Consider the following 25,479-nt stretch of genomic DNA (forward strand, 5'->3'; position numbering starts at 1 on the left):
CCAAATTTAAACCTAATCTAAAGGGACATCATTTTTAAAATTAACCGTCCTCATAGCAGTGCTTAATCTAGAAAGTAGTGATATCTTGTGTAGATACTATCCAGATGGTCGATAACTAAACTTTATTAATGAAATTGCGACTTTAGTCGAGGTAAATCAAATTAATGCAGACCTTTACTCCTGAAGAGCTTGATAATGATATCTTGAATGATTTGCTCGATGAAATTAATGAGCTCTATGAAGCCAGCGAGCAAACATTAATTGAGTTGGAACTTCGACCCGAAGACAACGAACTTCAACGATCTTTATTTCGTTCGGTACATACGATTAAAGGAGATTTAGGGTTAGTTAGCTTTAAACCTATGTTGCCATTACTGCAACATGTTGAAGACTTACTCGATTATTTACGCAAAAAACAAATTCGATATACCAGCACCATGAGTGACCTTGTTCTACTGACCATGGATAGAGTGAAGATTTTTGTGGAAAGCTGTTTCGTAAACGGTTTTGCAGAGTATGATCCTGAGCTCTATCGTCTTTTGGTTAATCATGTAGCGAAAATCACACCAAACAATACTGATTCCCATGAACAACTACTTTCTGAAGCTGTTCTGCTGCTCAACCCTGAATTAGATCATAGGGTTGCTGAAGTTATCGAAGAGGTGGCAGGTGAAACTACGCCAACGCGTTCTGTTACCCTTGCTAACACAGGAATTCCCAAAGGACTAAGCAATGAAAAGCAAATGGATATTTTGTTTTTTAGGGAATTAATGAAACCAATTGAAAGGCGGTCAATGTTTTGGGAAGGACGTGGAGATAGAATAGCTAAACTCGCTTTTTATATTAACAATATCGCCGGTAACCCCATTGAAGAGGATCAACTCGCGGTGGCGTGTTATGTACATGATTTTGGCATGGCTTTTATGCCATTAAGTATTTTACACAAAGACGGTAAACTAACGGCCAATGAGTTTAATTTGGTGCGTTCTCATGTGTACAAAAGTTCCAGGTTGTTAGAACATCTCGAACAGTGGAATAGTGCTCGAAAAATTGTCATGCAACATCATGAGCGCATTGATGGGAGTGGCTATCCACTTGGCATAAAAGAAAAAGATATTTGCGACGGCGCAAGGTTATTAGCGATTTTAGACAGTTTTGATGCAATAACTCATAGTCGAGCTTACACTGGCCATAATCAACAGCCTAAAAAAAGGGCAGTAGTAGAAATTAATAGGGCCGCAGAAGGTCAATATTGTAAAACTTGGCTGGGGCATTTTAATCGTGGTATGTCAGCGTTGCTGACGAAAGGATAAAAGAGTTTAAAGAGGATTTAGCAAGCTGGATTAAAGTTTTCCAGCTTGCCTACTTACCGTCACTATTCAGCCTGTGCAGTGATGAATGAACCTACTTGCGTAGCGTTACGCTTTGCAGAAAATTCAACCAAAGATTGACCAGAACATGTAACGTTGTTGTCTGCTAAAATACGCTTAAGTACACGTTTTCTAGAAGAGCCCAGCTCACCAACAAAACGGTTTAAAGAAACTTTAAACAATTCAACGTCGTTATTTACTACGGCTTTACAAAATGATGCGTATTCTAAGTCACCAATAAATTTAACGCTTTCTGTAGAACCTGAGCCTGAAGCTGAAGCTGTGAATGGAACAGATAATGCAACTAATGTTGCTAATACTAACTTTTTCATGATTGACACCTATTTAATAATTGAACAATAAATTTTACGTCACTGATTACCTAACCAGTGATACTAATTGTAATTAAATTTCATTCTAATGTTGTTTTTTTACTGTATAGGTTTATTTAAAATTGTGTTACACACTTCCCAATATTGTCACATTTTATTTCAACTGTTTGTTTTATAGCATTTTTTGTATTTTGCGATATAGCTAAAAGATATGACTTTTAGTTTTTTTATATGAAAGCTGTATTGTAATTAAATTACATAACCCCTTGTAGCCCTTGTTTAACGGACACTTGTTAAAAGAATGCGCACTTTTTTACATAAAACGCTAGCTTTTAGGGAGGGAAGTAGCACTGCCACTGGTGGTAAATGAGTGTCTACTTTCAAATATTGGCAGTGAATCAGCACCGAAATGTGCTTTAAGCTTCTTTTCGTAAGTGATTTAACATCCGCAGTGCTCTTAATCTTATGTAGTGAAGAGCTAATATGGGGTAATTATCTGCAGTTAAGTATTGCTTCAGCTTTTATTCATCTTAATGACGTCACAATACTGCTTAAATAAACAGGAACGTTTTTTAGGAGTGGCTATGAGCCGATTTGTAATTAAGAGTATTTATTCACTAATGTTTTCACTGGCTTCGTTTTCAGCGTTGAGTGTGCAAAGTGTTGAAATGGAAGCCATCAGTGTCACTTCCACCGAGTCTCAGTATGGTTCAGTAATAGCTGAAGTGACTAAAAAGGGTGTGCCGGGAAGTGTAGATAAACAATCTATGGCGTCTGTCTCTTTAGATAAATCAGAAAGACATAAGGTACGCCAAGCAGCTTCGCCTTTAACTAAGCCACTGGATAGAGATCTACGTTTTGTTGAAGATGACCCAGATTTTTGGATATATGATGCAACAGTTTGGTTTGATATAGATCGCGACTCTGATGGTTATTACTCTGGCTTCACACTCGAATTTGATGCCGATACTATTTATACCGAAGCTCAAGTATACGCCCGTTTGTATTTGGCAAGAGGTGATGTGTTTGAAGAGTACCATACCACTTCATTATTTTTTATAAACGGTGATTCAAGCTCTGATAGCTATGTTATAGAGAGTGACTTGCAAACAGGTTTCCCCCCTGGAGACTACGAATTGTTGATTGAACTGTATGACACCTATGACAATCGTCTAGTCGCGTTTTCAGACGGTTACAGTGATGCCGATTTAAGTTTAATGCCATTAGAGAGTCGCAGTTACGAAGAACCACAAGTCATCATCGTGAATGAGCATGGCGGAAGTTTTGGATTTCTTACCTTGTTGTTAATACCTATACTAATGGGAAGAGTGTTTTTCGCAAAACGTTAGGTTCGGTAAGATTTCCAGGGAGGCTATGCCTCCCTTTTTTAGTTTGGAGTGTAGGGAAAAGACGGTAACTTTGTTTGCTGTTTAATGGGCTAAGTTACTTTTTAATACCCATTGTTGCACTTGCGGATTATCAGGCATTAACCACCTTAGTTCCGCCAGCGCGGTTTTCATGGCGTTTTGGTTATTGCTCTTATCCGAGTATAAGGCCAATGAGTAAAGTAAGTTTGTTTGCTTAGGCCAGCGTTTATTGGCTTGCAAGAGCAAGTTTACGGCGTCATTAGTACGCTGAATTGAGTCTAATGCTGTGGCGGCCACATAGGCGTAATAAGGTTGAGCATCACCTAACTCACTGGCTTTTACCAACCAATTCGTTGCTTTGTTATAATCTTTATTCCGTACCCAATACAAACCGTACTGGTGCAGTACATCTGCAAAATCACTGTGTATCTCGACGGCTCTTTGTAATAACGCCAATTCTTTTTGTGGTTCACCCATTATTCGCCAAAAATCAGCAAAAGCTAGCATCACCGACGGCATATTAGGGGCGATGATTTGTGCTTGTTCGAAGTGTTTTTGAGCAACTACAGTATCGCCTTGGGCTAATGCCAATTGAGCAAGGGTTAACTGTGAAGTGGGAAAGTCAGCTGTCAGCATTAATACAGATTTGTATTCATCCAAGGCTACCGCTAGCTCCGGTAACATAGACTTAGGTAGTTGAGATAACCAAGGCGTGAGAATTGAGGTCGCATGGAAGCGTACTGATTTGACCGGATCTTGCAATAGCGGAGATAGATATTGATAAGCTTGGTTCGGAGGTAGAAGTCGCAAAATGTCTAAGGCTGCGCGCCGCAACAAGGGGTCATCTGAATTAAGCTGTTGTAAGGCCAGATTGATTGATTCTTGACTGGGTTGTTGATTAATTATTTGCAATAACTTGCCACCAACCAGCGCTGAGGCGTTAGGCAGTTGTTGCTGGGCAAATTTGATTTGTTGTCGACCTGAAAGCAGGTGAATCTGCGACCAGTGGGGCGCAGTACGGGAGGTCTTGCTACTTTTGACCGCTCCCAACTCACTATCATTTCCATGCCAGCTTTTAAGCTGCTTATCCACCCAAGTTAAGTCTTGTTGTTGATGACAGCTTAAACACGCATTGGGAGAGTTAATCTGCGCCGATATTTCGGCATTTGGCAACACAAAACTATGATCTCGTCGATCATCCACCTGCATATAGGTGCGTTCTGGCATATGGCAGTTGACACACTGAGCACCTTGTTCTTCGCTTTTATGATGATGGTGTTCAGGTGTGTCGTAGGTATTTACACTGTGACACTGGGTACAAGTTTGATTACCATTAAATTTTAATTTACCCGTATGCGGGTTGTGGCAATTAGAGCAAGTTACGCCTGCTTCGGCCATTTTACTTTGTAAAAAGGAACCCACCACAAAAACCTCATCTAATATTTGGCCATCGTCAAAATACAAGTTAGGTGAGATTAAATTCAACGAATTAAGGTTGTGATAATCACTTGTGTTTTTGTCTACTTGGGTTATATCTTCTATGGGAAGACGCCGAGAGTGACAATCTGCACACTGCTGCATAAATTGTTTGTTACCACCGCTTATTAAGTTGGCAATAGGATCATTTTTGGCAAAACCAAAGACTGGTGGGCGCGCTAAAGTACTACTAAAGCCTTTATTGCTGTCAAACTTTCCATTCTCTGCTTGGGATTGATGTTTTGCTGCGGGGCCATGACAACTTTCGCACCCTACTGTTGCCTCAGCAAACTGTGTGGCAAAACTATTGCTCTCAATTTTGTAGTTTTTCTCAAAGCCAGTGGTGTGACACTCAGCACAGCGACTATTCCAATTTTGAAAATGCCGTTGCCAAAAAAATGGGTGCTCATTATTAATTGATTCATCTGGTTGCAAGTGATACCAACGCTGACCACCCGCTTCCTTAGGTCTTGTATCCCAAGCAATATTGAATGCTTGCATATGACCATTGCCTGTATCCAAAATATACTGTTGAAGTGGGTCAAAACCGAAAGTGTAAATGACTGGAAAAGTTTGACGCTCTCCCTGCTTATTGGTTGTTTCAACAAAGTAGCTGTCGTCTTTCGTGAAAAAACGCGTTTTTATATTATGAAATTCTACGGTTTTATTGGAAAAGTCACCTAAAACCGAAGTAGAGTTTGGTGCCTGCATGGCGTTATGGTGATCTGAGGTTTGCCATTGTTGATGCTCTTCCTGGTGGCAACTTTCACATGCATTTGAACCTATATATGTTTGAGCTAATGATTCTGCTGTGCAGTTTGCTGTGAATATACAGGAGATGACGAGAACAAAAAAAACGTTTTTAATTAAATACATATGCTCTTTACTGATAACTTAAAAGGTATGGAAATGTATTTCCAGGAGGTTTTAACGATTCATGCCAGAATTGTTATAGTTTATCGCAAAAGCCTGTAAAGTTGTTAACAATTTGCAAGTGGAAAGGTGTGTGATCATTGGGATGGCTAAGCTAAATAAAAAGCGCCCAAATTAACGGGCGCTGTTGTTTTAAAGGTATCGCTTACAAAGCTTGAATGGTTTCTTTTTGCTCATTCAATTTGTTGATTTGCATTTGGAAATCTTCCAATTTCGCTTTTTCTTTATTGATAACCGCTTCAGGGGCATTGCTCACAAACTTTTCGTTACTAAGTTTGCCTTGAGTGCGAGCAAAGTCTTTTTCGATTTTATCCAAAGCTTTGGCTATTCGTGATAGCTCAGCATCTTTATCGATTAAACCTGCCATGGGGATCAAAATTTCCATCTCACCCACAAGGGCGGTAGCTGAGGCAGGGCCTTTATCGCCAGCTTCTAACTGAGTGATGCTTTCAAGTTTTGCCATTTTGGCTAAGAAGCTTTGACTGAGGTCTAAGCGAGATTGGTCTTTATCACTGACATTTTTTAACAATACATCCAGTGGCTTATTAGGAGAGATATCCATTTCTCCACGAATGTTGCGGATGCCTACAATAAAGCTTTTTACCCATTCAATATCGGCTAGAACAGCATCATTCTGACGGCTAGCATCGACTTCAGGGAATGGTCTTTCCATAATGCTATCACCTTCAAGTCCACACAAAGGTGCCACTCTCAACCATATTTCGTCGGTAATAAATGGCATGATAGGATGCATTAAACGTAATAAGCTTTCCAGCACATTAATCAATGTATGACGGGTACCGCGTTTTTGGGCATCAGAGCTGGTTTCAGCATTAAGAACAGGTTTAGATAATTCCAAGTACCAATCACAGAATTGATTCCAAGTGAACTCATACACGGCTTGGGCAGCAATATCAAAGCGGTAATCTTTAATCGCCGACTCAAATTCACTCAAGGTTTGTTGGAAACGTGCCCAAATCCACTTATCGGCAAGGCTCAACTCCATCTCACCACCATTGATACCGGTATCTTGCTCTTCGGTGTTCATGAGTACAAAACGTGATGCATTCCACAATTTGTTGCAGAAGTTACGGTAGCCTTCCACTCTGCCCATATCAAAATTGATATCTCTACTGGTAGAAGCCATGGCGGCAAAGGTGAAACGCAACGCGTCGGTTCCATAAGCATTAATGCCATCAGGGAATTGTTTGCTGGTGCGTTTGGTTATGGCCTTGGCCTTTTGAGGCTGCATCATGCCGGCAGTGCGTTTTTCTAGCAATGCATCCAAAGTAATACCGTCAATCAAATCGATAGGGTCAAGTACGTTACCTTTCGATTTAGACATTTTGTCCCCTTGCTCATCGCGAATAAGCCCGGTGATATAGATTTCTTTAAAAGGAATTTTGCCAGTGAATTTTTTGGTCATCATAATCATTCTGGCTACCCAGAAAAATATAATGTCAAAACCTGTTACCAACACTGAACTTGGTACGAAGGTTTCTAATTCTGGCGTTTCTTTTGGCCAACCCATAGTGGCAAATGGCCAAAGAGCAGATGAGAACCAAGTATCCAATACGTCTTCATCTTGACGTAAGTTAACCTCAGCGTCCAAGTTATGTTTTTGGCGGACTTCCGCTTCGTTGCGGCCGACATAAATTCCACCTTTGTCGTCGTACCATGCAGGTATTCTATGTCCCCACCACAGTTGACGTGAAATACACCAATCTTGAATGTTATACATCCACTGGTAATAGGTTTTGTTCCAGTTTTCAGGAACAAATTTAATTTCACCACTTTCTACCGCTTCAATGGCTGGCTTCGCTAAAGATTCTACAGCCACGTACCATTGGTCGGTTAGGTAAGGTTCAATTACCGCACCTGTACGGTCGCCTCTGGGTACTTTAAGTTTGTGATTTTCTACTTTTACCAATAACTCTGAGGCTTCTAAGTCAGCAACAATTTGTTTGCGTGCATCGAAACGATCGAGTCCTTGATACTGCTCTGGCGCGACATCATTAACTTTCGCATCGGCAGTAAAAATATTAATCATTTCCAGGTTATGACGTTTACCCATGTCATAATCGTTAAAATCATGGGCTGGTGTGATTTTTACGCAACCAGTACCAAATTCCGGATCCACATAATCATCACTGATGATTGGGATCTCGCGACCTGTTAACGGTAGCGTGATGGTTTTACCGATAAAGCTTTGATAACGATCATCATCAGGATGCACGGCTACGGCGGTATCGCCAAGCATTGTTTCTGGTCTGGTTGTGGCGACAATAAGTTCACCACTGCCATCTGTTAGCGGATAACGCATGTGCCACATGAAGCCACCTTCTTCTTCATTTAACACTTCTAAGTCAGATACCGCAGTGTGTAATACTGGATCCCAGTTCACCAAGCGCTTGCCTCGATAGATAAGGCCTTCTTCGTGTAATTTAACGAACACTTCCTGCACTGCTTCAGACAGATCAGGGTTCATGGTAAAGGCTTCTCTCTCCCAGTCTGGAGAGGTGCCTAAACGACGCATTTGCTGGGTAATATTGCCACCGGACTCTTCTTTCCAATCCCAGATTTTTTCCACAAAGGCTTCGCGGCCTAAATCATGACGGGTTTTTCCTTGAGCGTTCAATTGACGCTCAACAACCATTTGTGTGGCTATTCCAGCGTGGTCTGTTCCACATTGCCAAAGTGTGTTGTCGCCTTTCATACGGTGATAACGGATTAATGAATCCATAATCGTATGTTGAAAAGCGTGGCCCATATGGAGGTTACCCGTGACGTTTGGGGGCGGTAACAAAATACAGTAAGGGTCACCTTTTCCGCTGGCCTTAAAATAGCCTTTTTCTTCCCATAATTGGTAACGGGCTTGTTCGATATTCTGTGGACTAAAAGTCTTATCCATGTTGATTCTCATTAATGCTACTAGCGGGCAGGTTATGCATAGTTAAGCCTGCCGCGCGGTATTGTTTATATCTTTCTCGAGCCTGTTGTTTAGCGGTTTCTTCGGTAGGCACAAAGTCAAAAATTTGTTTGCAGCGTTGAGTATCGCTGGGCACTTTGCTTCCTAGATTGATAACCACAGGCCTATTGGCGGAATTATTGACTTGCCAGCTGATTTCCACTGGCGCACCACCATTAGGGCCTTCTCCACTTAAATTATGGGGAACAAACGCATCTAGAGGTTGTTGCCAAAGAAGCTCGTCAAACGCTTCCGCTGCTTTTTTATCATCACAGATAATTAAGCAGCGGCGTTTATTACGATAGCTTTTTGCAGCTAATTCACAGGCGGTTAACCAGTGTGCTGGATGCTCTTCATCAGCTTTTTCTAGCATGTAAAAAGTAACATCAGTCATTACTCTTCAGTTTCCAATCCTGCGCGGTTCATTAAAAACTGAGTCATCATAGGTACAGGTCTGCCTGTGGCACCTTTATTTTTACCACTGCGCCAAGCCGTACCGGCAATATCCATATGCGCCCAATTATATTTTTTGGTGAAGCGAGATAAGAAGCAAGCAGCAGTAATAGTTCCAGCCGCACGTCCACCTAAGTTGGTCATATCGGCAAAGGGGCTATCTAATTGTGATTGGTATTCATCCCACAGCGGTAAACGCCATGCTTTGTCACCACTTTGCTCTGAGGCATTAATTAGCTCGTGAGCAAGAGGATTGTGATTACTTAGTACCGCAGATGCATGGGCACCTAAGGCGACGATACAGGCACCGGTTAACGTTGCCATATCAACTACTAATTCAGGATCGAATCTTTCAACATAGGTCAATGCATCACATAACACTAAACGACCTTCAGCATCGGTGTTAAGCACTTCTACCGTTTGACCTGACATAGTAGTTAAAATATCACCAGGTCGATAAGCATTGGCATCTGGCATGTTTTCACAGCCAGCTAAAACGCCAATCACATTCAGCGGAATATTCAGTTCAGCAATGGCATGCATAGTTCCTAACACGCCAGCAGCACCGCCCATATCATACTTCATTTCGTCCATGCCTTCGCCAGGCTTAATTGAAATACCACCTGAATCGAAGGTCAGTCCTTTACCTACTAACACAACAGGTGCTTGATCTTTAGGGCCACCGTTATGATGTATAATTGTCATAATGGATTCGTTTACTGAACCACGACCTACGGCAAGGTAAGAGTTCATTTCCAACTCCGCCATTTGCGCTTCGTTAACGGATTCTATTTTTACACTGTCGTATTGGTTTTCTAATATTTTTGCTTGTTCCAAAAGATAAGCTGGATTACAAATATTAGGGGGCATATTCGCCACATCTCTGGTGGTTTTCATACCCGCTGAAATAGCCAAACCGTGTTCTACTGCGCGTTCGCCTACGGGTAATTCACGTCGAGTTGGCACATTGAAAACCATTTTACGCAATGGACGACGAGGTTCACCTTTTTTGGTTTTAAGCTGCAAGAAAGTGTAAAGAGAATCTTGAGTCGTTTCTACGGCTTGTCGAACTTTCCAGTATACATCGCGCCCTTTTACATGGAGCTCACTTAAGAAACATACGGCTTCCATTGAGCCTGTTTCGTTCAGTGTTTTGATAGTTTTATCAATGATTTGTTTATATTGACGTTCGTCTAACTCACGCTCTTTTCCGCAACCAACTAATAAAACTCTTTCACTTAAAATATTGGGTACATGATGGAGAAGTAGCATTTGTCCTGCTTTACCTTCCAAATCACCCCGTCTTAACAGGTTACTAATATAACCTTCGCTAATTTCGTCTAATTGTTCTGCTACTGAGGTTAAACGTCGAGGTTCAAATACACCGACGACTATACAAGCGCTGCGTTGCTTTTCAGGGCTACCGCTTTTTACGCTAAATTCCATGCTAATTCCTCATCGTAATCGAAGTAACTGATACGCGGTTATCAAAATAACTAACGGCTATCAGTTAGCATTATATTTTCAGGATTTACTGCCTTTTTACTATTGCTTGGCAGAGTCGAAGAAATTCAAGTCCAAGTGTGGCTTTATTTAAAGTCATTCATACATTAAACTTGTCAAAACACTAAGTTTACTTAAAAATTCGCATCATGCCACTAAAAAAGCGACTTTTACCTTGGACAAGAAGTGCTGATATTCCGCTATTTACTTAAAGAAACTGTAAAGTCACAGCTGGCTGTGTTTCTTGTCATTATGGCCATTTTTCTCACACGTAATTTCGTGCGAGTCTTGGCAGACGCCTCTGACGGCGAAATTCCTGCTAGTTTAGTATTGGGCTTTCTCGCCTTAAGTACCCCTTATTTAGCCTCGTTGATACTTCCTTTAAGTTTGTTTTTAGGGGTGATGTTAGCCCATGGACGAATGTACGTAGACAGCGAAATGTCGGTGATGAGGGCCTGCGGTATCAGTGAATGGTACATTACTCGAGTGATGTTGGTGTTGTCGGTGTTTATGTTAGTCGTCACCGCAACCTTAACCTTGTGGTTGGCTCCATTATCTGTAGAAAGTGAATATCAGTTACAAGAAAAGGCTGGGGCTGAAAGTGGTTTAACAGCCCTAATCGCTGGGCGTTTTCAAGAAACCGCTAACCGAAAAGCGGTGATGTTTGTGCATAATATTGATTCTGATAATGCTTCACTAAATAAAGTATTTTTAGCCCAGCATGATAAAACCGACGAGCAGGGCGTGCATATTGTGTATTCACAAAAAGGACTGGTGAGTCTGGATGCCGAGGGTTCTCAGCAACTAATTTTGCAACAAGGGGTTCAGTACGAGGGTAAAAGAGGCCAGTTGGATTACCGTGTGGTTGAATTCGATCAGTATCAAATTGAGATTTCAGAGCGCGAAGCGGAACAAAAACGTCGCAAAATGACGGCTATTCCAACGTTAGATTTGTTGGATGATGACAGTATTGAGGCGATAGCCGAATTACAGTGGCGGATTGCTATCCCGTTATCACTGCCTTTTCTTATTCTAATTGCTGTGCCCTTAAGCTCGGTCGATCCGCGACAGGGACGTTTTGGTAAAATGTTCCCGGCATTATTGCTCTACCTTGGGTACTTTATGTTGTTGATGGCCGGTCGAAAAGTGTTAGAAGATGGTAAAATCCCGCCGGCCTTTGGGTTGTGGTGGGTACATGGCGTCGTGCTGGTAATTGGTGTAACCCTTGTGGTTAAAGGACGTCCCATTGGAGTGCGGCTAAGAGCCGCAATGGGAAGAGGCTAAACATGCTACGTATTCTTGATATTTATATTGCCAGAACGTTACTCGGTACAACGGCTATAAGTTTGTCGGTACTTGTAGGTTTGAGTGCCTTAATTAAATTTGTAGAACAAATGAAAAGTGTCGGTCGTGGCAGTTACGACATGACCGCTGCTGGGATATATGTCTTACTCAGTCTGCCTAGAGAATTAGAACAGTTTTTCCCTATGGCGACCTTATTAGGTGGTCTGATTGGGTTAGGTATTCTGGCGAGTAATTCGGAACTCGTCATTATGCAATCTGCTGGTTTATCACGCTGGAATATCACAGTTTCCGCCATGAAGACGGCGGTAGTTATGGTTGTGTTCGTTATGGCAATAGGTGAATGGGTAGCTCCGGTCACCGAGGCTAAGGCTAAAGAAATTCGAACTGAAGCTATATATGGCGGCAGTTTATACTCATCCGATAGTTTAGTGTGGGCCAAAGACGGTGATAACTTTGTCAGTATTGGCGAGGTGATTGACAGTAATAATCTCATCGATATTAACGTTTATGAGTTTGATGCGGATTTAAATCTTCGACAAATTACCAGTGCAGAAAAAGCGGAGTTTGTGGATGATGTTTGGCGTTTAACTAACGTCGACTATACCTTTATTGGTGATAAAAAAATCCGTGGCCAAAATGTAAAAGTTGGCAGTTGGCAATCTACCCTTACGCCAGATAAGTTGAGTGTAGTAAGTGTTAAACCTGAGGCTTTGTCGATTCAAGGTCTTAGTGGTTATGTTCAGTATTTACAAAATAATAGCCAAGACTCAGGTCGTTACAGCTTGGCATTTTGGCGTAAAATATTACAACCGGTTTCTATTGGTGTGATGTTGTTGCTAGCGTTGTCATTTGTATTTGGCCCGTTGCGCAGTGTGACAATGGGAGCAAGGGTTATCATGGGGGTCTTAGCTGGCTTTGCGTTTTTTATTAGCAATGAAACCTTTGGAACCTTTAGCTTAGTTTTTCAACTGCCGCCTTTCCTTGGAGCCATCACGCCGAGTCTGGTATTTGCTGCGATTGCAGGCTTTTTACTTAGACGTTAGGCTCCAAAAATAGGCTGATAGTAGAGAGTCTGTTATTTATTTTATGTTAAATATATAACGTAATAAAAAGATAGCCGCCATAATGTATGTAAGCATAGATATTTGTTTATATTTCCCCATGCCCAAGTTCACCCCAACATAAGTAATAAAGCCTAAAGCGATACCTTCACTAATACTAAAAGTTAGGGGCATCGCCAGCAGTGCCACTGTCGCTGTTGCTAATGACGGTAGGTCGTCAAAATCTACTTGTCGGATTGACTCCATCATAAATATGCCCACCATTACTAGTGCTGGAGTTGTAGCCATTACCGGTATGACGACCATTAGTGGGGTGAAAAATAGAGCTAAAACGAAACACACACCCACTACAACTGCAGTAAGGCCAGTTCGCCCGCCTGCAGACACTCCTGAGGCTGACTCAACGTATGACGTGACCGGTGATGTTCCCAATGTTGCCCCAACTACACTAGCAGCCGCATCGGCTGTCATGGCACTTCCCATTTTGGGTAACTCACCTTTGCTATCGAGTAAGTTGGCTTTACGTGACACCCCAATCAAAGTGCCTATGGTATCGAACATATTCACAAACAGCAGGGCGAATATTAAATCCCAGGTATGTGCGAAATTTTCTAAGGGATACATTATATCCATAGCAAAAAACGTTGAGGATATACTCTCAGGTAAGCCTATAATTCCCGTGGGCGTTGGGGTTAACATATCTTCTCCATAGGGAACGAAAGCACCAATAATCGCTAGACCAATCACAGAGATTAAAATAGCTCCTGTGACATTCTTTGCCACCAATATTATGGTTCCCACTATGCCGACTAATGCGAGTAGGGTCACGGGTTGAGAAAGATCCCCAAGTGATACTAAAGTGGCGGGGTTATCGATAATCAGGCCTGCATTTTTTAATCCAATAAATGCGATAAACAAGCCTATGCCGCATTGCACGCCTATTTTCAGGGCTGCGGGGATAGAGTCAGCGATTTTTTTGCGTATTCCTAATAACGACAGCAACACAAATAAAATACCGTTCCAGAAGACAATGCCAAGGGCCGCTTCCCATGGCACTTCGCGAGTAATGCATATGGTAAACGCGAAGAAAGCGTTTAACCCCATACCCGGTGCCATAGCAATGGGGTAATTGGTCATGAAAGCCATTAACAAAGTGCCAATACAGGCCGCTAATGCGGTGACTGTAATTAGGCCAGCAACGGGCATACCAGATGCAGATAAAATGCTCGGATTAACCACCAATACATATGACATGGCAGCGAATGTCGTTAGCCCAGCTATACATTCTGTCTTAAAGTTAGTGCCATGTTTAGATAGACTAAAAAAGCGCTCTAAAAGTGTATTCATTAAGTGATGTCTCTTTTTATTATATTTATTCTGATTTTTATTAGCATGTTTTTAGTATACTAAAATCAAGGGCTTGGTGGAGTTTGGCTATATATGTGCCAATCGTCAAGCAAGGCTTCTACAACGGTGCTACCAACGCTATACGCCGACTCCAATGCCGAGCGCATGCCAGCAAAACCTGCTTCACCACTTTCCATGGCTAAATTTTCCGCAGCGCTTAAACCTTCAGGTTGCATAGAATAGTTGCTGCCAGTGCGTAGCACCATCACTCTGTCTCTATCGGCTTTGCCAATTCGGTGTAAATATTCTATCGCTTGCATTGTACCGGTGTCTTCCATACCAGAGCTGACGAAGTTACCCTCACCGTTAGTCCAATATTTAGTCCAGTCATTTGCCCATTTATTCAGGCGCTTTCCATGCCAAAAAGTAGATGCAGCAAGCTGGTCGCCTTTGAGCACGAAAGGTTTTCGTTGAGCATTGGCAAAGCTGCTATATTTTTCACGTAACTCAGCCATTGCCGGGTAATCAGTTAATTGGATATCTTTAGTTAGGGAAAAGGCCCATTCAGTTAAACCAGGATTCAACTGATAAACTTCGCCATTGGGATTATGAGGTGTATCTGAAGCGTGTTTGCTGTCTGGGTAAGGAGCTGTTGCAAATAATGGGAAATAGCCAGTAGACCACTCTTCGGGTATTTCTCTAGCGTCAATTTGGTGAGCGAGATCACCATCTACTAACCAAGTGGCCCATGCTGCAGAACCTATGGACGCGTCTGCGGGGTCAAAACCGGCTATGCCAGCCACTAACCAGTAGGCTTTACTAAAATCAAAGCGAGGATCCAAGCCTAATGCCATAATAGCTGCAGTGGCTTTTGCTGTGCCCATGCCCGTAACAATTCCCATAACACCAGTGTCAGTGTTCATATAAATATCGTGATGGGAGTGGGGAAAATCGAATTTTGTAGATAACTTCTGACCCGCTTTCCAGAGTTGGAATTCACCGGGTTTATCACCTTCATCCTCACCAATTTCAAACATAGTGACAACCACTACTTTAACTTCAATTGGTAATGGGGTCGTTGTTGAATTAGATTCACTATTACCGACAGTGCAAGCTGTCAACCCTAACATAGTGAAACTAAGTAATGCACTGTTGACTAATTTTTGGAGATTAATGCTAATCATTTGTCGATTCCTGTGAAAAGGGTAAATATGTCATAAAAACATATTTACCCCTATACCAATAAAGCGTTAATTAACTTATTTTGAGGTTATTGCTAACATTAAAATTTATAGCTAAATTTCGCTTGATAGTGTCTTGGCAACTCAGGCAGTACAATTTGAGCACCAAATAGGTCTGGGAAGTTTGCACGGTAATATTTTTCATCCGTAAGGTTCTTAATGGATAAACTCGCTGTCCAGGTATCTGCATCGTAAACTACGCCCGCATTCACCAAGGTATAAGCAGGTAACTCAACTGATTTGGAGAAACTTGAGTAAGTTTCGTCAGCTCTAATTACACTTCCGTTTATTGCAAAACCGTTTTGGAAGTCGTAGGTCGCGGTTGCGGTGTAGATGTTTTCTGGAATCCCTTGTTTGCGAGCATCTTCTTTACTAGCTCCAGCATCTATTAATGTTAAACCGATAGGATTACCACCAAATACAAGTGACGGATCAGATAGGCTGGTAAGATCTTCAGCACCTAAGAAACCGAATAATGAACCACCATTTCCATTGTTGTACGCAGTTAAGTTGTACACTTTCATGTTGGTATAACCAGCAGTAACAACTAATTGCTCATTTACAACCCAACGTAATTCAAACTCCGTCCCTTTGTTCTCCGTCGTGGCATTGGTGACGATGGCTTGTGCATTGAAATCAGATCGTTCTTGCACATAAGAAGATAACGCAAAATACAAGGTATCATCTAAGAACGAGCCCTTTATACCAATCTCTTTTAATTCAGACGTATCAAATGCACCGTTATATGAATTACCATCATCATCAATTAATTGACCATAGCCAATCTCAGCACCCTGACCAGCAATTACCGTAGCTTGTTCAGCAACAGTAATGTAAGGAATCAAGCCAAAGCTCGTTTTATATGAAATACTCGTGTTCCAAGAGGTTCCACTGAAAGTATCTTCAGCAGTAACCACTGGGCCTTTCACTAATAGTTTATCACCGTGGCTAGTGGTTTCTACATCGATAGTGTCATAGCGAAGACCTAACACGATATTAAGACCGAAATCCCAAGTTAAATCGGTCATCGCCGCAATGCCATAATCGATGTAATGACCTTCGTCATAGTTATCGTAATTATCGTCAATACGGGTGGCCAACTCACGTCTATCTAATGCAGTTGATTCCATGGTTAGATCGCGACGGTTGAAGTACTCATAGGTAAAGTCATCACCATGCAAGAATTGAGTGCGTCGAACAGACGGTGAAATTTGAAACTGTGCAAGTAGAGAATCACTTTCGTATTCAGTTGAAAAAATCAATTTGTTTTCGAAAACAGAGCTTTCATGGAATTGTGAGAAACCATAGGCATTTTCATTGAGGTTTTCATATGCCTCATAAAACATTTGGTTTTTAATTTCCCAATCATTATCTGTGTAATAGATAATATCGAAATATAGAGTATCTACTGTGTTGGTTAATACATCGTCGGCGGCGACTAAAACTTGGTTACCGCTTAGAGTAGTAGTTCCTGGATTATCAAGCTGCATTAACTCAGTGGCGTCAGCATCGGTGAATGCTGGTGCAAAAGCATAGAAAAAGTTTTCTCCGGCCAGGTTTACAGCCGCATACTCTTCGTGAGAAATTGCACCTGAACCATCGGCATCAATGTTTTTAGCGGTACCGGTTATGTATGTCCCAGTATCAATTAAATTCTGGGTTAAGCGGTTCCAACCAGCAACTTGGTTTCCGTCATAATCATGATGCATTCCACCAAATTCAAAGCGCAAATTATCGGTAATATCTATATTAAAAGAGGCTTGTAACACGGTCTGATCTGTGGCTGAATTGTCATAGTAGCTCCCCGAGTTCTCTACTTCACCATAAAGGTAGAAGCCCATTTTTTTATCGCCGATAGAAGCTGGCCCGCCTAATTCAGCAGTTAACACACTTTTATCCCAACTTCCCAATGAATATGAGATTGCACCTTTGTTTTCATCTAAATATTGACCACCGCTAGCACGGGCAGATTTAGGGTTAAAGTTAAGATACCCGCCAATTTTTGCTGGTCCGTAAATAGGAGAAGCTGGTCCTCTAACAATATCAATGCTGCTTGAAGCACCAATTGGAGTGGGGTAGTTGCCAGGGTTATCTAGGCGTTTAACACCCCGAAAATAGGCTTCACCCGGAGTACCACGGACATCCAAAGAACCGGCAACACCAAAGAATGATTGGGTATAAGTTCCTGGTGCGAAAGCAACTAATTCATCTATGTCTGATACAGCAAAACGCTCGAGTTGTTCATCACTAATCGTGGAGGCTGATCGTGGGGTTTCCAATATAGATTTACCAAAACCGAATACTGATTCCACATCTTGACCAGGTAGGCTGCCTAAAGAACCTGTAACAGAGATGCGCTCTACGCTTTCCTCAGCTTCTTGTGCAAATAAATTTAATGGCTGCAAAGCTGCAAGACCAATAGCAATTCCCAATGCTAGAGGGTGTAACTTTTGTTTTTTATTCTTTTTCATTGTGTGTTTCCTGGCTGTGTGTAATTCTTTTTCAATTAATTGATAATTATTTTTGTATCAATTAGTTAAGAGAGTTAGCACAAAAGATGCCAGTAAGTTGACCGGATGGTCAGTTTTTTGTGGTGATTTTAACTTTATGAAATATATAGATAATTTTTAATTATGGCGTGTTTGGGTTTTTATAAGAAGTCGAATAAGATTAAGTTGTGCACCACAAAAAGCATAAAAAATAATCATTGCACCATACTGAACATTTTACGCGGTTGAGGTGAAGGTGGATTTCTTTACCGGCGGGGCTGTGTAAGGGCTAACGGCGGTAAATAAACTTCCATTTGTAGTGACTATTAGTCGTTTTACTGAGCTGGCTTAAAGTGATTTCCAAGCACGGTGGTGATTAGCATCTTTGGTTAGGACCAACATTTCAGTGCCTGCTAGTCTATCTTGCAAAGATTGTTTGTTTTTGACATCAAATAACACCAGCAACGTACCTAATCCACCCAGAGAAAATATAATCCGCATAAGTGCTCGGCCATAACCTAAGGGTTCATCAGTGGTGCTGAACAAACGCAAACGCCAAGCTCGCATGCCAATGGTTTGCCCACCGTTACGCCAAAACCACAGAAAAAATACTAAAATCCAAAAACCAACCCAAATTTGCTCGCTAATTTTGAACCATAAGGCATGATCGGTAAAATCCATGAAATGTTCAAAACCTTGATTAGCAATAATACCGTTTTCAAATAAGACTAAACCAATAACGGAATAAATTAGCCCTGCACACATACCAATAGCCACGGCCACTAGAATGTCGTATATCATGGCTGCTAAGCGTTTAAAAAAGCCAGCGCGGGGAAAGTGTTGGGTAGTATCAGACATTTCAACCTAAATTGTTGTATTTCAAAGCGTGCATAAATCATTCAGCATCAATTAGCCGGCAGTCATTTTGCTAACGCTTTAAATTAAAAATATATTCGACTCACGATTAGTGGAGCAGCGGTTAGCCTACCAAGTGAGTGAGTGAGTACCTATCACGGGTTTCATTCGATTTTTTTCGGACTGCTTCTAACGCTTCTGCTTCAGATATTTCAAATAATGAATTAATCAAACGATGGAAATGACCGTGCATAGCAGCTCTTGCTTCTTGCGAGTCATGATCTTTCAACGCTAGATAAATTCGTCTATGTTCTTCGAGACGATCTTGAACACTGCTACTGCAAACACTCTTATAAGCGGTGGCAATCTGAGGTTGAGATTCGCGTAACGTCCAATAATGCTGTATTGAATACAGTAAAGCGGTATTGCGTGTTGCTGTGGCAATAATTGAATGAAATTCACGGTCAGCAGTTTCTGGTTCATTACCATTTTCCATTGCTTCCAATGTCTTCTCGAGTGCTTCTAGCTCCTTTTCCGTAATTGATACGGCTGCCAGGGCTGCAGCTTCACCTTCAACCAGTGCTCTTGCTTGAGTAAGTTCAAAGGCACTGATTTTTGGTGTTGCCTGACCTTTCAATGCACTATCGATGACATATACACCTGAACTTACTTTAACTTCAACTCTACCTCTAACTTCTAATGCAATGATTGCTTCGCGTATAGTTGGGCGACTGACTTCAAAGTTCTCTGCTAATTCCCTTTCCGGAGGAAGGCGACTACCCACAGGGTAGCGGCCAGCATCAATTTGAGATTCGATCTTGCTTACAATCTGCCAAAACATACGACGATTTTTCATTTTCTAAATTTTTCCTGAAACAAAATTTTACAGTAAAGACCTAACTCGTTAAGTCTGCACCAAATAATCCGTGAATTATACTCGCACTTAACTTCAAAACCAATTTGTATACAAGGGTCTTGTAAAGACCCTAACTTTTTACTCTCGTCAGCGTTTAAATGCTCGTTGGTCAAACAAGTTTCGTTTTAGATTTAAATAGGCAAAACAACTGCTCCTATTAAATCTCGGTGGATAAAGGTTTTTTATTCGCTCTAGTCTACACCTTAATCTATTTACGAATCTTGTTAAGTGCTTAATTTTAAATGCATATATTAATTTTCATACCGCACTAATTCAACAAAGGGCTAAACCTTAATTGGCTCGTGAGAGATTTTCACCAGTAAGGTGGTGAAGTCCTTTGTTTGGTTATACCTTTTTTATATTTTGGTTGACAATTTGAGTTGTTCAGGTAACTTGATTGCGCCCGCGTACCCTGCGGTGGCCACCTCGGTGGCCTATTTTTCACCTACCTAATTTTGAAACTGTCATCCCATTTCGAAAATCTATTATATCTATAATTTACTATCGTGGTAAGATCAATTATTGTTATTGGTAATGTTACTATTTTATTTTGGTTAGTTTGTTGTTGGCGGTTTTTCCTCAATCTGGGAATCGCCAGAAGCTAGACATAAATGGCAGATCATCCTGATCTAGGTGTGGTTTTACAAACAAGAGAGCTAAATAAAGATGCAAAAAAGTACTGATTCGAACATATATTCTGCAAAACCTATTGTCATGATTGGAGAGTGTATGATGGAGCTAAGTCAATATGACCAAGACAAGTTTTATAAAAGCTTTGCTGGAGATACTTACAACAGTAGTGTTTATATGAAACGTGCTTTTGAGCATTTAGATGTCAACTTCATGAGCTGTATCGGTAGTGATGCCGTCAGCGCTCAGCTACTCGATACCTTACATCATGAAGGTTTAGATAATCGTTTTATTGAAGTTGATGCAAAACGAATCATGGGGACCTACATGGTGCAAACAGATGAGCAAGGTGAGCGTTCTTTTTTGTATTGGCGCAGTGATTCTGCAGCTAAACAGCTAATGAAAAATTTGTCAGTGGATGCAGAACAAGCATTAGAAAAGTCTCAACTTATCTTTTTTTCAGGAATTACCTTAGCGATTTTAGACGACATTGACCGTGCTAAGTTACTTCACATGCTTTGTCGTTTGCGCAACAAAGGAGTGAATATCGCCTTTGATCCAAACTATCGCCCGAGTTTATGGAAAACCCCCAAAGTCGCTAAAAGTGCCATTGGTCAAGGCTTCCAAGTCGCCAATATATTGTTACCGGGAATTGAAGATTTTGAATTGTTTGAGTTGCGTCAACCAGAACAAATAGTTAAGTTTTTACGTACTTGTGGTTTTGATGAGTTGATTATTAAAGATGGCTCAAAAAGTATTTTAGGTTATTCCAAAGATGTTTCGTATGAAGTGCAAGTGGCCCCAAATCCCAAGGTAGTCGATACCACTTCTGCTGGAGATGCGTTTGCGGGTGTGTACCTTGGCGCTAGAATTGCGGGATTCGATATTAAAAGGGCAATTGAACAAGCCGCCGCGGTAGCCAAAGAAGTGACTAATCACCGAGGTGCAATCATGCCTCATGAAAAGTTTAAATGCTTTTGGAATGAATACAAAGCTGCGTAATACTGGTTATCAGACGTAGGTTTACCTTGCATTTAACCAAATTGGAGTAGACTATTCATTTATATGGATTTGGTTAAATGCACTAGGAAAAATGCCTCCAACGTCTAACATCAAAAATGGTCAAGATTTAGTTTTACGTGACATTAATCGTCTTAAACAAAAAATCACCTTTAATAATGTCCCTCCGTTTTACCACGCAGTGTCTACTTCTTTGGGTCTTGCAGAGGGGATGTTTCGGTATGGCTTTGAAAACTCCCTTGATGGTTTATTAGATCAGTCTAATTGGAATGCCACAACTCTTGAGGCTAAGAAAGGGCCATTTGATTCCATTGAGTTTACTCATGGGCCCAGATTATCAATTTATAAGGTATTTACCCATAGAGGTTTCGAAGTTCATTGTATCCCTTGGATGAAAAATCAGGAAATTGACAGAGAAGTAATAAATCATCCTGATATGGAATTTAAGCGCTGGGTCCCCAGCTCCATGAAAGTTCTGTTTCGTATAGCGCAATTACATACTTTTATACAAAGCTATTTTGATATCGGTGATGAAGCAGACTTAGAGTTAATCAAATATGCTCATAATATTAGCGAGGATTTTATTGATGATCTTCATAAAAAGTTAAATGTAGTTAAGGTACACGGCATCTCAATCCGCTCTCTTTTTGATGTGATGGAGAAAAAGCATAAAGCGGGTGAAGACTTTTATCTGCCTAAAGTGTATGACTTCAGTGACCAATAAAATCCTTTTAGAGTAAATTGATCAACTTGAAATAGCTGTAGGGGACGAAGTCAGCCCCCAAGTAACCCCTTATGTTTAGTGTCTTAATGATCAAAGCAGTTCATTTAATATGGCGGATCTTAATACCGACAGTACGCAACAAAGACGTCCACCACCGCCGCCGCAAGGGGCAGTGCCTCCGGGTCTTGAGTCATCGGTTGCGTCTTTGTCATCAGATCAGCAAGAGCAAGTTAGTTCCATGCTAAGTTCGTTAACGAAAGATCAGCATGATGAACTAAAAGCATTTATGGATAGCAATAAGTCTCAAGCCAGCACACTAAGTGATGAAGAAAAAGGAAGTCAGTTTCTAAACGCTTTGTCTGAAATTAGTGGACAAAAGTCCACTACGGATAGTTTGCAAACGGTAGATACCTACGCTTAATGATTAAAAGTTGGCACCACGAACACATCAAATGGTAGATAATGCTTATTTTATCGACATTTGATGAGGTTCATTGCATAAAATACTTGCAAGCAGAAAATGCGAAGATATAATGCGTGCCACTCGTTTGCACAGCGAGTATACCAAACGCTTAGTCAAATTGATTAAACGTACGTTGCCAGAGTGGCGGAATTGGTAGACGCAGCGGATTCAAAATCCGCCGCCAGTAATGGTGTGCCGGTTCAAGTCCGGCCTCTGGTACCAAACTTAACCTGCTTATTAGCAGGTTTTGTCGTATCTGGACCATAGTAAATTTAGCTCGCCGGACTACGGGTGGTTTTGTTTCTTCGAGGTTGGATAATACAAAACCTAGGTTGAACCCGTCCATGGTGACGCACCCAGCCACGCCATCCATGGCGTGTCGTGCGGCTGGACGCAACTGCGTTGCTAAAGAAACCAGCCTTACCCTCTTGTACCAAACATTAAACCAACTTTTTAGTTGGTTTTTTTGTGCCTGAAATTTGATGTTGTAAGGTTAATGAAGAGCCCACTTTTGTAGGCGGGTGCTTTAACCCTGCGGTTGTTTTTGGTGCCATGGCCTGAAGGCCATGCTACAGGTGGGGTTGTTTTTTGGTATCCATGGCCTAAAGGCCATGCTATAGCTGAATACATATTTTCGAGGTTGGATAATACAAAACCTAAGTTTTCAGTCTATTAATATACTCACGTAAAACCCTTGCATGGGTGTATCTCGCATTTTTTGAAGCATACAAAAGAATTATTTCGGTGTTATCTACAACCTTCAACTTTTCTTTGATTAATGCTTTTTTTTCGCTTAGCTGATGTAAATATTTTTTTCTGAAATCGGACCATCTTTTTGAATCATGATTAAACCACTTTCTCAGATCATTATCAGGAGCAATATCTTTCCACCAGTCATCAAGGGCAGCTCCACTTTTTGAAATCCCTCTGGGCCATAGTTTGTCAATCAGAACTCGATACCCTTTCGGGCTATGACTATCGTAGATCCTGTGAATTTTAATATTCATAAATTACTGCTCACAAACGCATCAGGTTTGACGATCCCAAAATCCATTTTTCTTATAAACTTCAAATCTAGCCCAGCCTAGGAATTCATTTAAATAGCATTCCCCTTGCGTGCCTTGATCAGCGCCGGCAACAATCAGGTAGCGGACACTTTGCTTTGCACGCTTTGAATTGTAAATATCCTTGATGTACCTAATTTCCCATTCGTTTCCAAGCTGCCCATTACTATAATAGCTGGCACTTTTCACCGATTCAGGGTGTTCAGTGCCTTTCTCTGCATTAATTTTTGCCAGCTCAAATAATTCAATCCAGCTTTCGTCGGTTAAATCTATATATGAGTCATGCTGATTCACCGCTGCGATGAAATCCTCCAGAGTTATTTCTGATCCTCTCTGGCTAGGTGAAATACGTGACAGCGTGTTGCCTAAATGGAAAAAGTGAGCAGGATAGCGACGCCATTTGAATGGGAAATTGAGTGCGAATGCGAAAGCAACCATTACAATTGCACTGAATAGTACGGGAAAGAGAGCATAGTAGTAGCCGAGGGTTTGAACTGCGTCGCCTCCTAGTACGGCAGTTAATGCGGTCGCTCCACCTGGAGGGTGTATGCAGCGGAGAAAATGCATAAATAATATCGACCCACCTACTGCGATACTTGCTGAAACCAACGGAACACCAATATTTTGGCTGCAAAAAATGCCAAAAACAGCGCTGATAAAATTGCCACCAATGACCGGCCATGGCTGCGATAACGCACCGTGCGGTACGCAAAACAGAAGAACGGCTGTTGCTGCAATGGGTATGAGCATAAAGCTATCGGCGAAAATGGACGCGCTGTCGGTGATATCTGAACGGGTCAACTCAAAGCCAGCCATATATATCAAACCGATACCCAGCATACCGGTTGCACCTGAAACCATTTTTTCTTTGAGCGATGCTGCCCCGCGGCCTAATCCTAAGAAAAGCCGCAATTCGTTAAGGAAGGTGATCATTGTTTGCACAAGTCAGTGCCTTTGAGATTTATACTGTTTTAAATGTAAAGGATACCAAAGGTCAGATTTCATATATAATGAATATTAATACACTTTGATATTGAAATTATTGATATAAAACTATGGATATAGGCCTTGCACGCACTTTTATTACCGTTGCTCAAACAGGAAGCTTTGTTGCTGCTGCTAACCAATTACATGTTTCACAAACAACGATTACTGCGCGAATAAAAAACCTCGAGCGCCAGGTGCAATGCACGCTGTTAACGAGAAATAAAAGCGGGGCGCACCTGAGCGAAAGCGGGAGACGTTTATTACCCTATGCGCATCAATTGGTTCAGACATGGGAGTCTGCGGTCAGAGATTTACCGGTGCCTCAAGAATCAACGCAGACCATCACAATTGGCTGTGAACAAAGTCTGTGGAACCCGCTGCTTTCGGAATGGGTTGGGAGCATAAGGCAGGCAAATAAGCTTGTGGCAGTAAGAGTAGTAATCAGCGATTACACTATGCTGAACAGAGACACCAAAGCAGGTCTCATTGATATTGCAATAGTTCATCTACCTGTTTACTCTAACAGTCTCGGTATTGAGCATCTTGTTGACGAAAAGCTCATCTTGGTTGGCACGTCAACCGATGCAAATTATGTGTATGTCGACTGGGGAGATGATTTTAAAAGGCAGCACAATCTTGCATTTCCCGAGTTGATTGAAAATCACACTTATTTCAATTACGGTCCGGCTGCACTTCAATACATTATCAAAGAAGGCGGGCGTGGCTATTTCCGCACACGTGTAATCAATCGATACCTCAAAAGCGCGTTATTAAAAAAAATAGATAGCGCGCCAGAGTTTTCATATCCGGTTTACCTGATTTATCGTAAACCGGTCATTGAAAACATTGAAGATTACATTAACCCGCTAAAAGAACTTGCTGTACGAACAAATAATTGGTTCTGATGTTTTAACAAACGGCTAGATAGCGGAACACCGATTTAAAGATCGGCATGTGGGCCAAATACTTCGTAAT

20 protein-coding genes and 1 tRNA gene are annotated in these 25,479 nt (G+C 41.4%); 9 read left to right on the forward strand and 12 right to left on the reverse strand.

Translation table 11 applies throughout. From position 1 onward, the window contains the following. Nucleotides 1-164: 164 nt before the first annotated feature. Nucleotides 165-1,313, forward strand: coding sequence for an HD domain-containing phosphohydrolase (locus AB6T38_RS12100; RefSeq protein ID WP_372547563.1), 1,149 nt, complete (start codon nucleotides 165-167; stop codon nucleotides 1,311-1,313). 62 nt (nucleotides 1,314-1,375) lie between these two features. Here the strand turns inward: AB6T38_RS12100 and AB6T38_RS12105 are convergent, their stop codons facing one another. Further along, nucleotides 1,376-1,702, reverse strand: a complete 327-nt coding sequence (locus AB6T38_RS12105) for a DUF3718 domain-containing protein (protein WP_372547564.1) — start codon at nucleotides 1,700-1,702, stop codon at nucleotides 1,376-1,378. A 584-nt stretch (nucleotides 1,703-2,286) separates the two neighbouring features. Here AB6T38_RS12105 and AB6T38_RS12110 point away from each other — a divergent pair. Next, complete coding sequence (locus AB6T38_RS12110; RefSeq protein ID WP_372547565.1) at nucleotides 2,287-3,051, forward strand: choice-of-anchor H family protein; 765 nt, start codon at nucleotides 2,287-2,289, stop codon at nucleotides 3,049-3,051. An 81-nt stretch (nucleotides 3,052-3,132) separates the two neighbouring features. Here AB6T38_RS12110 and AB6T38_RS12115 read toward each other — a convergent pair whose 3' ends face one another. From AB6T38_RS12115 to pepA, 4 genes are all read right to left on the reverse strand, one after another. Beyond that, on the reverse strand, nucleotides 3,133-5,421 hold the full coding sequence (locus AB6T38_RS12115; RefSeq protein ID WP_372547566.1) for a multiheme c-type cytochrome: 2,289 nt from the start codon (nucleotides 5,419-5,421) through the stop codon (nucleotides 3,133-3,135). A 202-nt stretch (nucleotides 5,422-5,623) separates the two neighbouring features. Then, nucleotides 5,624-8,389 carry a valine--tRNA ligase gene (locus tag AB6T38_RS12120; RefSeq protein WP_372547567.1) on the reverse strand — a complete coding sequence of 922 codons (2,766 nt, stop codon included), beginning with the start codon at nucleotides 8,387-8,389 and terminating at the stop codon, nucleotides 5,624-5,626. After that, nucleotides 8,382-8,840, reverse strand: a complete 459-nt coding sequence (locus AB6T38_RS12125) for a DNA polymerase III subunit chi (protein WP_372547568.1) — start codon at nucleotides 8,838-8,840, stop codon at nucleotides 8,382-8,384. Before AB6T38_RS12125 ends, AB6T38_RS12120 begins: the two co-directional genes overlap by 8 nt. Next, nucleotides 8,840-10,345: a leucyl aminopeptidase gene (gene pepA / locus AB6T38_RS12130; protein WP_372547569.1), complete on the reverse strand. Its 1,506-nt coding sequence runs from the start codon at nucleotides 10,343-10,345 to the stop codon at nucleotides 8,840-8,842. Before pepA ends, AB6T38_RS12125 begins: the two co-directional genes overlap by 1 nt. A gap of 243 nt (nucleotides 10,346-10,588) precedes the next feature. On the opposite strand from pepA, the gene lptF reads away from it, so the two are divergent. Next, nucleotides 10,589-11,686: an LPS export ABC transporter permease LptF gene (gene lptF, locus AB6T38_RS12135; RefSeq protein ID WP_372547570.1), complete on the forward strand. Its 1,098-nt coding sequence runs from the start codon at nucleotides 10,589-10,591 to the stop codon at nucleotides 11,684-11,686. A gap of 2 nt (nucleotides 11,687-11,688) precedes the next feature. Beyond that, nucleotides 11,689-12,750 (forward strand): LPS export ABC transporter permease LptG, encoded by a 1,062-nt coding sequence (lptG, locus tag AB6T38_RS12140; protein ID WP_372547571.1) that lies wholly within the window; start codon nucleotides 11,689-11,691, stop codon nucleotides 12,748-12,750. Nucleotides 12,751-12,786: 36 nt separating this feature from the next. On the opposite strand, the gene AB6T38_RS12145 is transcribed toward lptG, so the two are convergent. From AB6T38_RS12145 to AB6T38_RS12165, 5 genes are all read right to left on the reverse strand, one after another. Further along, nucleotides 12,787-14,115: an NCS2 family permease gene (locus AB6T38_RS12145; protein ID WP_372547572.1), complete on the reverse strand. Its 1,329-nt coding sequence runs from the start codon at nucleotides 14,113-14,115 to the stop codon at nucleotides 12,787-12,789. A 65-nt stretch (nucleotides 14,116-14,180) separates the two neighbouring features. Further along, nucleotides 14,181-15,299, reverse strand: a complete 1,119-nt coding sequence (locus AB6T38_RS12150) for a purine nucleoside permease (protein ID WP_372547573.1) — start codon at nucleotides 15,297-15,299, stop codon at nucleotides 14,181-14,183. Nucleotides 15,300-15,397: 98 nt separating this feature from the next. Then, the gene (locus tag AB6T38_RS12155; RefSeq protein WP_372547574.1) at nucleotides 15,398-17,827 is read right to left on the reverse strand and encodes a TonB-dependent siderophore receptor; all 2,430 of its coding nucleotides are present in this window, start codon (nucleotides 17,825-17,827) and stop codon (nucleotides 15,398-15,400) included. A 366-nt stretch (nucleotides 17,828-18,193) separates the two neighbouring features. Next, nucleotides 18,194-18,703: an RDD family protein gene (locus tag AB6T38_RS12160; RefSeq protein WP_372547575.1), complete on the reverse strand. Its 510-nt coding sequence runs from the start codon at nucleotides 18,701-18,703 to the stop codon at nucleotides 18,194-18,196. A gap of 121 nt (nucleotides 18,704-18,824) precedes the next feature. Beyond that, nucleotides 18,825-19,556: a FadR/GntR family transcriptional regulator gene (locus tag AB6T38_RS12165; RefSeq protein ID WP_372547576.1), complete on the reverse strand. Its 732-nt coding sequence runs from the start codon at nucleotides 19,554-19,556 to the stop codon at nucleotides 18,825-18,827. A gap of 774 nt (nucleotides 19,557-20,330) precedes the next feature. Here AB6T38_RS12165 and AB6T38_RS12170 point away from each other — a divergent pair. The 4 genes from AB6T38_RS12170 to AB6T38_RS12185 all read left to right on the forward strand — a co-directional run bounded on the left by AB6T38_RS12170 (nucleotide 20,331) and on the right by AB6T38_RS12185 (nucleotide 22,675). Beyond that, nucleotides 20,331-21,248 carry a sugar kinase gene (locus AB6T38_RS12170; RefSeq protein ID WP_372547669.1) on the forward strand — a complete coding sequence of 306 codons (918 nt, stop codon included), beginning with the start codon at nucleotides 20,331-20,333 and terminating at the stop codon, nucleotides 21,246-21,248. A gap of 91 nt (nucleotides 21,249-21,339) precedes the next feature. Next, nucleotides 21,340-21,990 (forward strand): hypothetical protein, encoded by a 651-nt coding sequence (locus tag AB6T38_RS12175; RefSeq protein ID WP_372547577.1) that lies wholly within the window; start codon nucleotides 21,340-21,342, stop codon nucleotides 21,988-21,990. A gap of 109 nt (nucleotides 21,991-22,099) precedes the next feature. Further along, a complete protein-coding gene (locus tag AB6T38_RS12180; protein ID WP_372547578.1) occupies nucleotides 22,100-22,411 on the forward strand; it encodes a hypothetical protein in 312 nt (103 codons plus the stop codon). A 177-nt stretch (nucleotides 22,412-22,588) separates the two neighbouring features. Beyond that, nucleotides 22,589-22,675: transfer RNA gene (locus AB6T38_RS12185), tRNA-Leu, on the forward strand. A 434-nt stretch (nucleotides 22,676-23,109) separates the two neighbouring features. Here the strand turns inward: AB6T38_RS12185 and AB6T38_RS12190 are convergent. Both AB6T38_RS12190 and AB6T38_RS12195 read right to left on the reverse strand, forming a co-directional pair. Next, nucleotides 23,110-23,460, reverse strand: coding sequence for a DUF488 domain-containing protein (locus AB6T38_RS12190; RefSeq protein ID WP_372547579.1), 351 nt, complete (start codon nucleotides 23,458-23,460; stop codon nucleotides 23,110-23,112). Nucleotides 23,461-23,481: 21 nt separating this feature from the next. Next, complete coding sequence (locus tag AB6T38_RS12195; RefSeq protein WP_372547670.1) at nucleotides 23,482-24,450, reverse strand: HPP family protein; 969 nt, start codon at nucleotides 24,448-24,450, stop codon at nucleotides 23,482-23,484. Between the two features lie 122 nt (nucleotides 24,451-24,572). Here AB6T38_RS12195 and AB6T38_RS12200 point away from each other — a divergent pair, with 122 nt between their 5' ends. Continuing rightward, entirely contained in the window at nucleotides 24,573-25,409 is an 837-nt protein-coding gene (locus AB6T38_RS12200) for a LysR family transcriptional regulator (RefSeq protein WP_372547580.1), read from the forward strand. The last annotated feature ends 70 nt before the right edge of the window (nucleotides 25,410-25,479 follow it).

The organism is Aliiglaciecola sp. SL4, from assembly GCF_041538045.1.
In the GTDB taxonomy this organism is placed as follows: domain Bacteria; phylum Pseudomonadota; class Gammaproteobacteria; order Enterobacterales; family Alteromonadaceae; genus Aliiglaciecola.

Coding starts and splice junctions, on each gene's coding strand:
- AB6T38_RS12115 (WP_372547566.1), bottom strand. CDS start 5,421: ATGTATTTAATTAAAAACGTTTTTTTTGTTCTCGTCATCTCCTGTATA.
- AB6T38_RS12100 (WP_372547563.1), top strand. CDS start 165: ATGCAGACCTTTACTCCTGAAGAGCTTGATAATGATATCTTGAATGAT.
- AB6T38_RS12120 (WP_372547567.1), bottom strand. CDS start 8,389: ATGGATAAGACTTTTAGTCCACAGAATATCGAACAAGCCCGTTACCAA.
- AB6T38_RS12145 (WP_372547572.1), bottom strand. CDS start 14,115: ATGAATACACTTTTAGAGCGCTTTTTTAGTCTATCTAAACATGGCACT.
- AB6T38_RS12170 (WP_372547669.1), top strand. CDS start 20,331: ATGATTGGAGAGTGTATGATGGAGCTAAGTCAATATGACCAAGACAAG.
- AB6T38_RS12180 (WP_372547578.1), top strand. CDS start 22,100: ATGGCGGATCTTAATACCGACAGTACGCAACAAAGACGTCCACCACCG.
- AB6T38_RS12105 (WP_372547564.1), bottom strand. CDS start 1,702: ATGAAAAAGTTAGTATTAGCAACATTAGTTGCATTATCTGTTCCATTC.
- AB6T38_RS12200 (WP_372547580.1), top strand. CDS start 24,573: ATGGATATAGGCCTTGCACGCACTTTTATTACCGTTGCTCAAACAGGA.
- AB6T38_RS12165 (WP_372547576.1), bottom strand. CDS start 19,556: ATGAAAAATCGTCGTATGTTTTGGCAGATTGTAAGCAAGATCGAATCT.
- pepA (WP_372547569.1), bottom strand. CDS start 10,345: ATGGAATTTAGCGTAAAAAGCGGTAGCCCTGAAAAGCAACGCAGCGCT.
- AB6T38_RS12175 (WP_372547577.1), top strand. CDS start 21,340: ATGCCTCCAACGTCTAACATCAAAAATGGTCAAGATTTAGTTTTACGT.
- AB6T38_RS12155 (WP_372547574.1), bottom strand. CDS start 17,827: ATGAAAAAGAATAAAAAACAAAAGTTACACCCTCTAGCATTGGGAATT.
- AB6T38_RS12160 (WP_372547575.1), bottom strand. CDS start 18,703: ATGTCTGATACTACCCAACACTTTCCCCGCGCTGGCTTTTTTAAACGC.
- lptG (WP_372547571.1), top strand. CDS start 11,689: ATGCTACGTATTCTTGATATTTATATTGCCAGAACGTTACTCGGTACA.
- AB6T38_RS12190 (WP_372547579.1), bottom strand. CDS start 23,460: ATGAATATTAAAATTCACAGGATCTACGATAGTCATAGCCCGAAAGGG.
- AB6T38_RS12150 (WP_372547573.1), bottom strand. CDS start 15,299: ATGATTAGCATTAATCTCCAAAAATTAGTCAACAGTGCATTACTTAGT.
- AB6T38_RS12195 (WP_372547670.1), bottom strand. CDS start 24,450: ATGATCACCTTCCTTAACGAATTGCGGCTTTTCTTAGGATTAGGCCGC.
- AB6T38_RS12125 (WP_372547568.1), bottom strand. CDS start 8,840: ATGACTGATGTTACTTTTTACATGCTAGAAAAAGCTGATGAAGAGCAT.
- AB6T38_RS12110 (WP_372547565.1), top strand. CDS start 2,287: ATGAGCCGATTTGTAATTAAGAGTATTTATTCACTAATGTTTTCACTG.